General features: G+C 67.1%; 6 protein-coding genes and 3 rRNA genes. 6 read left to right on the top strand and 3 right to left on the bottom strand.

Going from position 1 to position 13727, the window contains the following annotated elements; genetic code table 11:
* Window positions 1–244 precede the first annotated feature (244 nt).
* The 5 genes from FRADC12_RS07860 to FRADC12_RS07840 all read left to right on the top strand — a co-directional run bounded on the left by FRADC12_RS07860 (window position 245) and on the right by FRADC12_RS07840 (window position 10071).
* Window positions 245–1750, top strand: a 16S ribosomal RNA gene (locus FRADC12_RS07860).
* Window positions 1751–2114: 364 nt separating this feature from the next.
* Window positions 2115–5224, top strand: a 23S ribosomal RNA gene (locus FRADC12_RS07855).
* A 108-nt stretch (window positions 5225–5332) separates the two neighbouring features.
* Window positions 5333–5449 (top strand): 5S ribosomal RNA (gene rrf / locus FRADC12_RS07850).
* The 16S, 23S and 5S rRNA genes sit together here, the layout of an rRNA operon.
* A gap of 589 nt (window positions 5450–6038) precedes the next feature.
* On the top strand, window positions 6039–9299 hold the full coding sequence (gene icmF, locus FRADC12_RS07845) for a fused isobutyryl-CoA mutase/GTPase IcmF (RefSeq protein ID WP_045879233.1): 3261 nt from the start codon (window positions 6039–6041) through the stop codon (window positions 9297–9299).
* Window positions 9300–9564: 265 nt separating this feature from the next.
* Complete coding sequence (locus FRADC12_RS07840) at window positions 9565–10071, top strand: MarR family winged helix-turn-helix transcriptional regulator (protein WP_045876160.1); 507 nt, start codon at window positions 9565–9567, stop codon at window positions 10069–10071.
* Between the two features lie 53 nt (window positions 10072–10124).
* Here the strand turns inward: FRADC12_RS07840 and mftC are convergent, their stop codons facing one another.
* The 3 genes from mftC to mftA form a co-directional block, all read right to left on the bottom strand.
* Window positions 10125–11303, bottom strand: a complete 1179-nt coding sequence (gene mftC, locus FRADC12_RS07835; RefSeq protein WP_084010510.1) for a mycofactocin radical SAM maturase — start codon at window positions 11301–11303, stop codon at window positions 10125–10127.
* A 70-nt stretch (window positions 11304–11373) separates the two neighbouring features.
* Window positions 11374–11652, bottom strand: a complete 279-nt coding sequence (gene mftB, locus FRADC12_RS07825) for a mycofactocin biosynthesis chaperone MftB (RefSeq protein ID WP_045876159.1) — start codon at window positions 11650–11652, stop codon at window positions 11374–11376.
* A 94-nt stretch (window positions 11653–11746) separates the two neighbouring features.
* Entirely contained in the window at window positions 11747–11878 is a 132-nt protein-coding gene (gene mftA / locus FRADC12_RS29355; protein ID WP_084010508.1) for a mycofactocin precursor MftA, read from the bottom strand.
* A 384-nt stretch (window positions 11879–12262) separates the two neighbouring features.
* Here mftA and FRADC12_RS07815 point away from each other — a divergent pair, with 384 nt between their 5' ends.
* Window positions 12263–13702 carry a glycosyltransferase gene (locus FRADC12_RS07815; protein WP_232303668.1) on the top strand — a complete coding sequence of 480 codons (1440 nt, stop codon included), beginning with the start codon at window positions 12263–12265 and terminating at the stop codon, window positions 13700–13702.
* Window positions 13703–13727: the final 25 nt, after the last annotated feature.

Genomic DNA, 13727 nt, shown 5'->3' with positions numbered 1-13727 from the left:
TGAAAGCCGCGAGAGCGGCGGAAGCGGGCGTGTCCGCTCCTTGAGAACTCAACAGCGTGCCATAGAAGTCAGTGCCATATAACCCCGTCTGTGGGTGGTGCTGGTCTGGGTCCTTCTTTTGAGGGGTTTGGGCTGGTGTTGTCTGCAGGTGGTTTTGTAATTCCTTTGGCATATGACGGGACGATCTACTTGATCTTCTGTCTTTATATGCCGGGGCATCTCCCCGTCGAGGGGTTTTAAAGCATCGATGGAGAGTTTGATCCTGGCTCAGGACGAACGCTGGCGGCGTGCTTAACACATGCAAGTCGAGCGGACCTTCGGGTTAGCGGCGAACGGGTGAGTAACACGTGGGCAACCTGCCCCAGGCTCTGGAATAACTCCGGGAAACCGGGGCTAATGCCGGATATTCACATGCTCGGGCATCTGGGTGTGTGGAAAGATTTATTGGTCTGGGATGGGCCCGCGGCCTATCAGCTTGTTGGTGGGGTGACGGCCTACCAAGGCGACGACGGGTAGCCGGCCTGAGAGGGCGACCGGCCACACTGGGACTGAGACACGGCCCAGACTCCTACGGGAGGCAGCAGTGGGGAATATTGCGCAATGGGCGAAAGCCTGACGCAGCGACGCCGCGTGAGGGATGACGGCCTTCGGGTTGTAAACCTCTTTCAGCAGGGACGAAGCGAGAGTGACGGTACCTGCAGAAGAAGCACCGGCCAACTACGTGCCAGCAGCCGCGGTAATACGTAGGGTGCAAGCGTTGTCCGGAATTATTGGGCGTAAAGAGCTCGTAGGCGGCTTGTCGCGTCGGCTGTGAAAACCCGGGGCTCAACCCCGGGCCTGCAGTCGATACGGGCAGGCTAGAGTCCGGTAGGGGAGACTGGAATTCCTGGTGTAGCGGTGAAATGCGCAGATATCAGGAGGAACACCGGTGGCGAAGGCGGGTCTCTGGGCCGGAACTGACGCTAAGGAGCGAAAGCGTGGGGAGCGAACAGGATTAGATACCCTGGTAGTCCACGCCGTAAACGTTGGGCGCTAGGTGTGGGGGACCTTCCACGGCCTCCGTGCCGCAGCTAACGCATTAAGCGCCCCGCCTGGGGAGTACGGCCGCAAGGCTAAAACTCAAAGGAATTGACGGGGGCCCGCACAAGCGGCGGAGCATGTGGCTTAATTCGATGCAACGCGAAGAACCTTACCAGGGCTTGACATGCGGGGAAATCCTCCAGAGATGGGGGGTCCTTAGGGGTCCCGCACAGGTGGTGCATGGCTGTCGTCAGCTCGTGTCGTGAGATGTTGGGTTAAGTCCCGCAACGAGCGCAACCCTTGTCCTATGTTGCCAGCGGTTCGGCCGGGGACTCATAGGAGACTGCCGGGGTCAACTCGGAGGAAGGTGGGGATGACGTCAAGTCATCATGCCCCTTACGTCCTGGGCTGCACACATGCTACAATGGCCGGTACAATGGGCTGCGATGCCGTGAGGTGGAGCGAATCCCAAAAAGCCGGTCTCAGTTCGGATCGGGGTCTGCAACTCGACCCCGTGAAGTCGGAGTCGCTAGTAATCGCAGATCAGCATTGCTGCGGTGAATACGTTCCCGGGCCTTGTACACACCGCCCGTCACGTCATGAAAGTCGGTAACACCCGAAGCCGGTGGCCCAACCCTTGTGGAGGGAGCCGTCGAAGGTGGGACCGGCGATTAGGACGAAGTCGTAACAAGGTAGCCGTACCGGAAGGTGCGGCTGGATCACCTCCTTTCTAAGGAGCGCATGCCGTTTCCGGATGTTCATGCCGGACGGTTGCTCACTGGCGTGGAACACTGACTTCCAGAGGCTGTCGACGGCCTGGTTTGTGTCTAGTACTCCCTATCTTTTTGCGGGGTGGGGGTGGAACGGGCGGCCGGGCTGGTGGATGGTTCTTGTATGGTGCGCTGTTGGGTCCTGAGGGAGCGGAAGCTTCTTCGGTGGCCATGGAGCCCCCGGGTCCTCGTTGGTTGAGGGTTCGGGGGCTGGCTGCGGTACGGACCATGTCCTCCGTGAAACTGCCCTTGTGGGTGTGTCCGGGTGTGGGTGTGGGGTCGTCCGTTCTTTGAGAACTGCACAGTGGACGCGAGCATCTTTGTGGCCAAGTTAGTAAGGGCGCACGGTGGATGCCTTGGCACCAGGAGCCGATGAAGGACGTGGGAGGCTGCGATATGCCTCGGGGAGCTGTCAACCGAGCTGTGATCCGAGGATTTCCGAATGGGGAAACCCGGCAGGATGCCAAGTCCTGTCACCGCCATCTGAACTCATAGGGTGGCTGGAGGGAACGCGGGGAAGTGAAACATCTCATTACCCGCAGGAAGAGAAAACAACCGTGATTCCGCGAGTAGTGGTGAGCGAAAGCGGATCTAGGCTAAACCTGTGTCGTGTGATAGCCGGCAGGCGTTGCGGCATGGGGGTCGTGGGATTTTCCGGGTTGGGCTGCCGCCCTTCCAGAGAGTCAGAAAACAGTGTGTTAGTCGAGCGGTCTGCGAATGGCCGGCCATAGTGGGTAACAGCCCCGTAGGCGAAAACATGCTGTCTCTCGGAGATATTCCCAAGTAGCACCGAGCCCGTGAAATTCGGTGTGAATCTGGCGGGACCACCCGCTAAGCCTGAATACTCCCTGGTGACCGATAGCGGACTAGTACCGTGAGGGAAAGGTGAAAAGTACCCCGGGAGGGGAGTGAAATAGTACCTGAAACCGTGTGCCTACAATCCGTCGGAGCTGGGTTTCGGCCTGGTGACGGCGTGCCTTTTGAAGAATGAGCCTGCGAGTTTGCGGTGTGTGGCGAGGTTAACCCGTTGTGGGGTAGCCGTAGCGAAAGCGAGTCCGAACAGGGCGTTTGAGTCGCATGTCTAAGACCCGAAGCCGGGTGATCTACCCATGGCCAGGTTGAAGCGCGGGTAAGACCGTGTGGAGGACCGAACCCACCAGTGTTGAAAAACTGGGGGATGAGCTGTGGGTAGGGGTGAAAGGCCAATCAAACCCGGTGATAGCTGGTTCTCCCCGAAATGCATTTAGGTGCAGCGTCGTGTGTTTCGTGCCGGAGGTAGAGCACTGGATGGGCTAGGGGGCTTACCAGCTTACTGAACTCAGCCAAACTCCGAATGCCGGTACGTGAAGCGCGGCAGTGAGACTGCGGGCGATAAGGTTCGTAGTCGAGAGGGATACAGCCCAGATCGCCAGCTAAGGCCCCTAAGCGTACGCTAAGTGGAAAAGGATGTGGAGTCGCACAGACAACCAGGAGGTTGGCTTAGAAGCAGCCACCCTTTAAAGAGTGCGTAATAGCTCACTGGTCAAGTGGTTCTGCGCCGATAATGTAGCGGGGCTCAAGCGTACCGCCGAAGCTGCGGCATTCGCACGTGTAGCCTAGCTGCCTCATGCGTGGGGTGGTTCAGGTGTGTGGATGGGTAGGGGAGCGTCGTGTGGCGTGTGAAGCGGCCGAGTGATCGAGCCGTGGATGCCATGCGAGTGAGAATGCAGGCATGAGTAGCGAATGACGGGTGAGAATCCCGTCCGCCGGATGACCAAGGGTTCCTGGGGCAGGTTCGTCCGCCCAGGGTGAGTCGGGGCCTAAGGCGAGGCCGACAGGCGTAGTCGATGGATAACGGGTTGATATTCCCGTACCGGCGCTGGTGCGCCAATACTGAATCTTCCTGTACTAACCTCCTGTCGAGGTCCTTTCGGGGGCTGAGATGGTTGGGATCTTGGGGGGTAGTAGGTAAGCGATGGGGTGACGCAGGAGGGTAGTCCATCCCGGGCGGTGGTTGTCCCGGGGTAAGCGTGTAGGACGATGTGTAGGTAAATCCGCATGTCATGTGTCTGAGACGTGATGCCGAGCCGATTGTGGCGAAGTGGATGATCCCATGCTGTCGAGAAAAGCCTCTAGCGAGTGCCAGGGCCGCCCGTACCCGAAACCGACACAGGTGGTCAGGTAGAGAATACCGAGGCGATCGAGTGAACTGTGGTTAAGGAACTCGGCAAAATGCCCCCGTAACTTCGGGAGAAGGGGGGCCACCACTGGTGACGGCACTTGCTGTCTGAGCTGGTGGGGGCCGCAGAGACCAGGGGAAAGCGACTGTTTACTAAAAACACAGCTCCGTGCGAAGCCGTAAGGCGATGTATACGGAGTGACGCCTGCCCGGTGCTGGAACGTTAAGGGGACGGGTTAGCTCTTCGGGGCGAAGCTCAGAACTTAAGCGCCAGTAAACGGCGGTGGTAACTATAACCATCCTAAGGTAGCGAAATTCCTTGTCGGGTAAGTTCCGACCTGCACGAATGGCGTAACGACTTTCCTGCTGTCTCAACCACAGACTCGGCGAAATTGCACTACGAGTAAAGATGCTCGTTACGCGCGGCAGGACGGAAAGACCCCGGGACCTTTACTGCAGCTTGATATTGGTGTTCGGTCCGGCTTGTGTAGGATAGGTGGGAGACTGTGAAGCGGCCACGCCAGTGGTTGTGGAGTCATTGTTGAAATACCACTCTGGTCGTGCTGGATGTCTAACCTAGGCCCGTGATCCGGGTCAGGGACAGTGTCAGGTGGGTAGTTTAACTGGGGCGGTTGCCTCCTAAAGAGTAACGGAGGCGCCCAAAGGTTCCCTCAGCCTGGTTGGCAATCAGGTGTCGAGTGCAAGTGCACAAGGGAGCTTGACTGTGAGACCGACGGGTCGAGCAGGTGCGAAAGCAGGGACTAGTGATCCGGCGGTGGCTTGTGGAAGCGCCGTCGCTCAACGGATAAAAGGTACCCCGGGGATAACAGGCTGATCTTGCCCAAGAGTCCATATCGACGGCAAGGTTTGGCACCTCGATGTCGGCTCGTCGCATCCTGGGGCTGGAGTAGGTCCCAAGGGTTGGGCTGTTCGCCCATTAAAGCGGTACGCGAGCTGGGTTTAGAACGTCGTGAGACAGTTCGGTCCCTATCCGCCGCGCGCGTAGGAGTCTTGAGAAGGGCTGTCCCTAGTACGAGAGGACCGGGACGGACGAACCTCTGGTGTGCCAGTTGTCCCGCCAGGGGCATGGCTGGTTGGCTACGTTCGGAAGGGATAACCGCTGAAAGCATCTAAGCGGGAAGCTCGCTTCGAGATGAGGTCTCCCACAGGGTCAACCTGGTAAGGCCCCCGAGAGATGATCGGGTTGATAGGCCAGAAGTGGAAGCACTGCGAGGTGTGGAGCTGACTGGTACTAATAGGCCGAGGGCTTGTCCTACAAAGATGCTACGCGTCCACTGTGCGGTTCCCGAGGAACGGCAGACCACCCCAACCCCCCTCTGCTAGGGGTGTGGGTTGGGGTGAGGTGCCGATATCTCGATAGTGTTTCGGTGGTTTCAGCGGGGAGGGTACGCCCGGTCCCATTCCGAACCCGGAAGCTAAGTTCCCCAGCGCCGATGGTACTGCCCGGGAGACCGGGTGGGAGAGTAGGACACCGCCGAACAATCATTCCGGAACGCCCCCACACCTGACGGTGTGGGGGCGTTCCGCATTCCCGGGAACACTCCCCGGCGAGACCACCAGACGACCCGATGGCCGCCGGGAACACCCGGTCAGGCAGACCCCAGCCGGCCGCGAAGCCCGCGAGGTGGCCCCGGCACCCACAGGACCGTGCGCGCCGCGGAACGCGAAGATCACGCAGGTAGGCCTCGAACCTCCCCACCAGTCCCGGCCAGGTCCAGGGGCCTGCAGACGGCGCTCGCGTCCCGCGGAACGCCAAGGTCACCAGGTTGCGCAGGCCGGCACGCGACCTTCCGCACCGCCCGGCGAAGGGCAGCCGAGCGCATGGAGTGGATCTCCGCGTTCTGCGGAGCGGACCAGACTGCTTGCTCCAGGCGGTTCGGTGTGGGCCGAACGGTGCGGATCGTCACGGGCCACGAAACGGATGCGGGCCGACGGTGCTGTCGGCCCGCAGGGGTGCCGTCGGACACACGTCGGTGGTCCGGTGGCATCCGATAGATGGACGTCCTATTATCGGGTAGCCAAGCAGGTCGCCTTGCCGTGGGGTTGGCGGTGTCTCGGAGGTGCAGCTGATGGGTGCGACGACCGCTCTCCATACGCCGGTCTACCCGTTCCGCGCGGTGACCGCCGGCTCGCTGTTCGATGGCCACGATGCCGCGATCAACATCATGCGGCGGCTGCTTCAGGCGCAGGGGGCCGAGGTGATTCACCTTGGCCACGATCGGGGCGTTGAGCAGGTCGTCTCGGCCGCCGTTCAGGAAGACGTGCAGGCTGTCTTCGTGTCCTCCTACCAGGGCGGACACGTCGAGTACTTCACCTACCTGGTCGAGCGGCTTCGGGAGCGCGGAGCGGGCCACATCAAGGTCTACGGGGGCGGTGGCGGCGTCATCGTTTCCGAGGAGATCGAGCTGCTGCACGCGCGCGGGGTGGCTCGGATCTTCTCGCCGGCGGACGGGCAGCGCCTCGGCCTGCCCGCCATGATCAACCTGACGATTCAGGAGAGCGACCGTGATCTCGCGGCGGCCACGCCGTCGAGGGACGCGGTGCTTGCGGGGGACGAGGCCTCGCTCGCGCGGGCGATCTCGGTGCTGGAGGCTGGTCGCGACCCGGAGTTCGCGGAGTGGCTGCGCGGTGCGGTCGCGGACCGGACGACGCCGGTGCTCGGCATCACCGGCACTGGCGGCTCCGGCAAGTCGTCGCTTACGGACGAGCTGATCCGGCGCTTCCGGCTGGACCAGGAGGACAAGCTTCGGATCGCGGTCATCGCGGTCGACCCGACTCGGCGCCGCGGTGGCGGTGCGCTCCTCGGCGACCGGATTCGGATGAACGCTCTCGGCGACACGACCGCCGGTGGCCCGGTCTACTTCCGGTCGTTGGCGACCAGGACGGCCGGCCAGGAGGTTCCCGAGCATCTTGCCGATGTGATCGCGGCGACCAAAGTGGCCGGGTATGACCTGGTCATCGTGGAGACGCCCGGCATCGGTCAGGGTGACGCCGCGATCGTGCCGTTCTGCGACCTGTCCCTGTATGTGATGACCCCGGAGTACGGCGCCGCGTCTCAGCTCGAAAAGATCGACATGCTGGACTTCGCGGACGTGGTCGCCGTGAACAAGTTCGAGCGGCGCGGCGCCGAGGATGCGCGCCGGGACGTCGCCCGCCAGCTGGCCCGCAACCGTGAGGCGTTCGGCACCCCCTGGGAGGAGATGCCGGTCTTCGGCACCTCCGCGGCGCGTTTCAACGACGACGGCGTCACCGCGCTCTACCAGGAGCTCAAACGGCTCCTGAGCGAGCACGGCCTGGCGCTCGCCACCGGTGCCCTGCCGGTGGTCACCGTGCGCGCCTCCAGCGGGCTGACGACGGTCGTTCCGCCCAAGCGGGTGCGTTACCTGGCCGAGATCGCCGACGCCGTGCGCGACTACCACACGCAGACTGAACGGCTGGCCGAGGCGGCTCGGCGCCGGGAGCACCTGACAACGGCCCTCTCCGCCCTCGAAGGCGGGCCCGACGGCGATTCGGCGACGACCGCGCTGGCTGCCCTGCGGGACCACGCGGAGGCCGCGCTTACCCCGGACATTCGCGAGCAACTCGCGAACTGGCCGGCACTGGTCGCCGAGCGATCCGGCGACGAGATGGTCTACCGGGTACGAGACAGCGAGATCCGCACCCTCCTGACGAAGACGACCCTCTCCGGAACCAAGGTGCCTCGGGTCGCCGTCCCGAAGATCGACGATGACGGTCGCCTGGTCCGCTTCCTGCGCCGGGAGAACCTGCCGGGCCGCTTCCCGTTCACGGCCGGAGTGTTCCCGTTCAAGCGGGCGGGTGAGGCGCCAGCTCGGATGTTCGCCGGGGAGGGCGACCCGTTCCGGACGAACCGCCGCTTCCACTTCCTTTCCGAAGGCGCGACCGCGACCCGGCTGTCCACCGCGTTCGACTCCGTCACGCTGTACGGCCGGGATCCCGACACCCGGCCGGACATCTATGGCAAGGTTGGCACTTCGGGCGTCTCGATCGCCTCGCTTGACGACATGAAGGCGCTCTACGACGGCTTCGACCTGTGTTCGCCGACCACCAGCGTGTCGATGACGATCAATGGGCCGGCGCCCGCGATTCTGGCGATGTTCCTGAACACCGCGATTGACCAGCAACTCGCGGTGTTCGTCGAGAAGGAAGGCCGTGAGCCGTCCGCCGCCGAGGCGGCCGCGGCCCGGGCCCGGGCGCTGGCGACGGTCCGCGGCACGGTTCAGGCCGACATCCTCAAGGAGGACCAGGGCCAGAACACCTGCATCTTCTCGACCGAGTTCTCCCTGCGCTGCATGGCCGACCTCCAGGAATGGTTCATCCAGAACGCGGTCCGCAACTTCTACTCGGTCTCGATCTCCGGCTACCACATCGCCGAGGCGGGGGCGAACCCGATCAGCCAGCTCGCCTTCACGCTGGCCAACGGCTTCACCTACGTCGAGGCCTACCTGGCCCGTGGCATGAAGATCGATGACTTCGCGCCGAACCTGTCGTTCTTCTTCTCGAACGGCATGGACGCCGAGTACAACGTCATCGGCCGAGTGGCCCGCCGGATCTGGGCCGTCGCCATGAAGGAGCGCTACGGCGCCGCCGAGCGCTCCCAGAAGCTGAAGTACCACGTGCAGACGTCCGGCCGGTCCCTGCACGCGCAGGAGATGAACTTCAACGACATCCGGACCACCCTGCAGGCACTGTGCGCGATCTACGACAACTGCAACAGCCTGCACACGAACGCCTATGACGAGGCGGTGACGACGCCGACCGAGCAGTCGGTCCGCCGAGCCCTCGCCATCCAGATGATCATTGACCAGGAGTGGGGCCTCGCGGGCAACGAGAACCCCCTCCAGGGGTCCTACGTCATCGACGAGCTGACCGATCTGGTCGAGGAGGCCGTCCTCGCGGAGTTCGACCGGATCTCAGAGCGCGGCGGCGTGCTCGGCGCCATGGAGACCGGCTACCAGCGCGGCCGCATCCAGGACGAGTCGATGCTCTACGAACACCGCAAGCACGACGGCTCGCTGCCGATCATCGGGGTCAACACGTTTGTGGCCCCGGCCGGCACGGACGACATGGCGACCACACTCGAACTCGCCCGCGCGACCGAGGAGGAGAAGAAGTCCCAGCTCAACCGGGTCACCGACTTCCAGAGCCGCCACCAGGTCGACGCGCAGGCGGCGCTGCGTCACCTGCGCGACACCGCCTCCAGCGGTGGCAACACCTTCGCGGCCCTGATGGACGCAGTCCGGGTCTGCTCGCTCGGCCAGATCACCGACGCCTTCTTCGAGGTCGGCGGCCAGTACCGCCGCAACGTCTGACCCGGGCTGACGCCGGGCGGCGGCATCCGCGCGCCGCCACCCGGCGCCGGCCCGCGTGATCCGCGGGCGCGACGGCGCTCACATCTGCTGGCCGCGGCGGGCCGATGCGACGGCGCGAGTGGGAATCAATCGTTCGATCGCGACGCCCGGACGCCGCGCCGTTTTGCCTTGACGTCCACACCTGAGATGCAATGGGCGCTAGTTACTACGACGTAGCATCGGCGGGTGCCTCGCCGATGCCCGCACCCGCCGGAGCGCCCCTACCGTGCCGCCTCATAAGCCCCTGCCCTTCGACCCGATCGCCGAGGCGCGGCGGCAGTGGACCGCGCACGGATGGGGGGAGACGGCGGACGGGATGGCCGCGATCACCTCGCTGATGCGGGCGCAGCAGATCGTGCTCGGCCGGGTCGACGAGGTGCTGCGGCCGTTCGAGCTGACCTTCGCCCGCTACGAGGTCCTGATGCTGCTGCTGTTCAGCCGCGAGGGCAGGCTGCCGCTGAACCGGATCGGCGTCCGGCTTCAGGTGCACCCGACCAGCGTCACCAGCGCCGTCGACCGGCTGGAGACGCGCGGCCATGTCCGCCGCATCCCGCACCCCACCGACCGCCGCGCGATCCTCGCCGAGATCACCGACGAGGGCCGCGCGACGGCGCTGGCGGCCACCGAGAAGCTCAACGGCACCGTCTTCGCGGACCTGGGCCTGCCCGAGGGCGGCATCGACACGCTGGTCGGGCTGCTCAACGAGATGCGCCGGACCGCCGGCGACTTCTGACCCGCCGCCGGCCCGCCTCCGCCGAGCCGGCCGGCCCGGCGGCGAGCCTGGCCTCAGAGCACCGAGAGCGGCAGCCGGCGGCGCTTGCTGTGGTCGTTGTCGATGATGGGCAGGCTGTGCGGGTCCACCGCGGTCAGCGCGGTCTCCCCGTGGCCGAGGACGCACTCCGGGTCCGGGCCGTCCAGCGGCAGGCCGGTGAAGAACTTCGCCGCCATGCAGCCGCCCTGGCAGGCGTCGTAGTGACCGCAGGACGTGCAGGCCCCGGGGTTGTCGGGCTCGCGAAGCTCGGTGAACAGCGCCGAGGACCGCCACACGTGCGCGAAGCCGCCGTCGTCGAGGACGCTGCCGGCCCGGAAGTGGTCGTGCAGGGCGAACGGGCAGGCGTACACGTCGCCGACCGGGTCGATCAGGCAGACCACCCGGCCGGCGCCGCACAGGTTCAGCCCCGGCAGCGCCTGGCCGTAGGCGGCGAGGTGGAAGAACGAGTCGCCGGTGAGCACCTCGGGCCGGGCCAGCAGCCAGCCGTGCAGGTCCCGCTGCTGGTCGGCGGTCGGGTGCAGGCGTGCCCACGAGTCCTGGCCACGGCCCGACGGGCGCAGCCGGGTGACCCGTAGCTCGGCGCCGTAGTCGGCGGCGAGTGCGGCGAAGCCGTCGAGCTGGCCGACGTTGTGGCGGGTGACGACGACGGACAGCTTGAACGCGCCGAACCCGGCGGTCGCGAGGTGCTCCATCGACCGGCGGGCCCGGTCATAGGAGCCGACGCCGCGGACCGGGTCGTTGGTCATCGCGTCCGCGCCGTCGAGCGAGATCTGGATGTCGACGTAGTCCAGGCCCGCCAGCCGCCGGGCGTTGGCGGCGTCGATCATCCCGCCGTTGGTGGAGAACTTCACGCCGACGCCGTGGTCGACGCAGTACTCCAGCACCTCGAAGAAGTCCGGGCGCGTCATCGGCTCGCCGCCGCCGACGTTGACGTAGAAGACCTGCAGGTCGGCGAGCTGGTCGACGACCGCGCGCATCTGCCCGGTGTCGAGCTCGCGCGGGTCGCGCCGGCCGGAGGACGACAGGCAGTGGACGCACTGCAGGTTGCAGGCGTAGGTCCACTCCCAGGTCAGGCAGATCGGCGCCTCGAGGCCGCGCAGCAGCTGCTGCTGCAGCGACGCGCTCGTCGGCGCCGGCGTCGGCGTCGGCGTCGGCGCGAGGCTCGGGGCTACGGCCAGGTCGGTGACGCTCACTATGGCCTCCGTCGGGCGAAAGCTGGCAGGGGTTGTCCGCGGGTGCTCGCGCGCGGGGCGAGCGTGGCGGTCAGCGGGGCTGGACGAAGCCGGTCTCGACGAGGCGTGCCAGCGCGCGCTCGACGGCGGGACGCTTGGCCGCCGGCACGATGGCCAGCGCGTCGCCGGCCGAGGGCGCGTCGCGCAGCGCCCGGACGACGGCGACCAGGTCGACGTCCTTGAACAGCGAGAGGCGGCGGGTCTCGTACGAGTACGCCAACGCGCCGAACCGCTCGGGCCGCAGCGCCACCTTCGGGTGCAGCCGGTAGCCCAGCGCCGGGTCGAACGTGACCCCGGACGCCTTGGCCACGGCATGCGCGGGTGTCGGGTGAGGGGACGCCGTGGGCGCGCCTCCGGGCGCGCCCACGGGTGTCGTGCCTGTTGTCATCTGGGCGGACGGCGATCTAGTAGACGCCGCACATGCCGTCGATCGAGACGTCCTCGACGAGCAGGTCCTCCACGATCGGCTCGGCCGGCGCGCCGGCCTCATGGGTGCTGGCGGCCGCGATGTCCGTCGTCGGGGCGGGCGAGTCCATACCGTTCCTCCTGTGGGTTATGAGGCCAGAAGCGGGCCGTCGTGTCCTGTGGCCAAGAGCGGGCCGTGGTTCTCGGTGGTCAGAAGGGTGTCGCCGGCCGGCACCGCGGGGCTCCGGCTGGCCGCGTTGCGTGACGCGGTGTGGCGGGCCTTGGCGCCCAGGGCTGTCGGGGGCGTGGGTGGCACGTCGTCATCGACGGCCGGGGCGGAGACCGCTGGGCCGGTGACGGATCCGGCTCGCGCCGTACCCACGCCACCTGGGCCGGGCGTCGTGCCAGGCCTGACCGGGGCGCCGCCGCTGCCAGCGGACTTCCATGTGCAGTGTGACCCGGAAACCACCGTTCTGTCGCGCGGAAAGGTGTTGTTGGGTGGTTCGCCATGGCGGATGCTGACGTTGTCCGCCGCGGGAGGCGCCGTATGGGAGGCGCTCCTGACCGGTCGGCCGGTCGGCTCGGCCGGGCCGGGCGCCGGGACGCTCGCCCGCAGGCTGGTCGAGGCGGGTCTGGCCGTGCCGATGCCCCCGGCGCCCCCCGGCGGCCGGGCGACGACGGTGACGGCAGTGCTGCCGGTGCGCGACGGCGCTGTTGGTCTCGGCGCGCTGGTCGCGGCGCTGGCCCGCCGGTGCGCCGAGGTGATCGTCGTAGACGACGGCTCGGCCGACGCGACGGGCGCGGTCGCGTCGGCCGCCGGAGCCCGGGTGCTGCGGCACGACATTCCGCGCGGCCCGGCGGCGGCCAGGCTCGCGGGTGCGGCGGCCGCGAGCACCCCGCTCGTCCTGTTCTGCGACGCCGACATCCAGCTCCTCGAGGACCGGCTCCCCGCCGACCCGGGCACCCCAACTGGCGCCGCCGGGACGGGACACCCCGGCTGGCTGGCTCTGTTGGTCGGGCATCTCGCCGACCCGGCCGTCGCGGCCGTCGCGCCGCGAGTGGCCTCGCCGGTGCCGGCAGGGGAGCGGGCCGGGCTGCTGGCCAGGTACGAGAGCGCCCGGTCGCCGCTGGACCTCGGCGCGCGGCCCGCGGCGGTCCGGCCGGGGTCGCGGGTGAGCTACGTGCCGACGGCGGTGCTGCTCGTCCGCCGGGAACTGGTCGGCTTCGACCCCGCGCTGCGGTACGGCGAGGACGTCGACCTGGTGTGGCGGCTGGTCGAGGCCGGCTGGTCAGTGCGCTACGAGCCGGCTGCGCTCGTCCATCACCGGCCGCGCCAGGACTGGCCCGGCTGGGCCCGCCAGCGGTTCGGCTACGGCTCGTCGGCCGGCCCGCTGGCCCGCCGCCACCCCGGCCCGCTGCGCCCGGCCGGCTCCGCGGCGCTCGCTGGGGTCGTCGGCTTCGTGGTCGCGGCCGTGCCCGCTGGCCCGGTGCGCCACGCCGTCGTCGGGGCCGCCGGCGCGGCGACGGCCGGGCGGGGCGTGCTCACCGCGTCCAGGCTGGCCCGCCGGCTGGCCGCCGCGCCGCGACCGGGACGGCTCGCCTGGGTGATGGTGCTCGCCGGGCGCCGGTACGCCGTCGAGGCGGCGGCCGACAATATCCGCCGGGGCTGGTGGCCACTGCTGGTGGGCAGCCGGCCTGGGCGGCGGGTGTTCGCCGCGGCTGTCGTCGCCCCGGCCGTCCGGGACTGGTGGGCCACCCGTCCGCCGGTGGGGCTCGGGCCCTACGTGCTGGTGCGGATGCTGGACGACGCCGCCTACAGTGCCGGCGTCTGGTGGGGCTGTGCTCGCGCCCGGACGGCACGCCCGCTGCTGCCGGCGAGGCCGGTGTGGGCCGCGCGGGCTGTTCGCCCGCGGGCCGGGGCCGGCCCGGCCACGGCCCGCGCTCAACGGCGGTGAGCCGGGGGAGCCCACGGCTAACCTG

Origin of the sequence: Pseudofrankia sp. DC12 (assembly GCF_000966285.1) — a bacterium.
In the GTDB taxonomy this organism is placed as follows: Bacteria; Actinomycetota; Actinomycetes; order Frankiales; family Frankiaceae; genus Pseudofrankia.
The sequence above is the reverse complement of the archived record's forward strand: the minus strand, read 5'-3'. Positions and strand labels throughout refer to the sequence as shown.

Coding starts and splice junctions, on each gene's coding strand:
- icmF (WP_045879233.1), top strand. CDS start 6,039: ATGGGTGCGACGACCGCTCTCCATACGCCGGTCTACCCGTTCCGCGCG.
- mftA (WP_084010508.1), bottom strand. CDS start 11,878: ATGGACTCGCCCGCCCCGACGACGGACATCGCGGCCGCCAGCACCCAT.
- FRADC12_RS07815 (WP_232303668.1), top strand. CDS start 12,263: ATGCTGACGTTGTCCGCCGCGGGAGGCGCCGTATGGGAGGCGCTCCTG.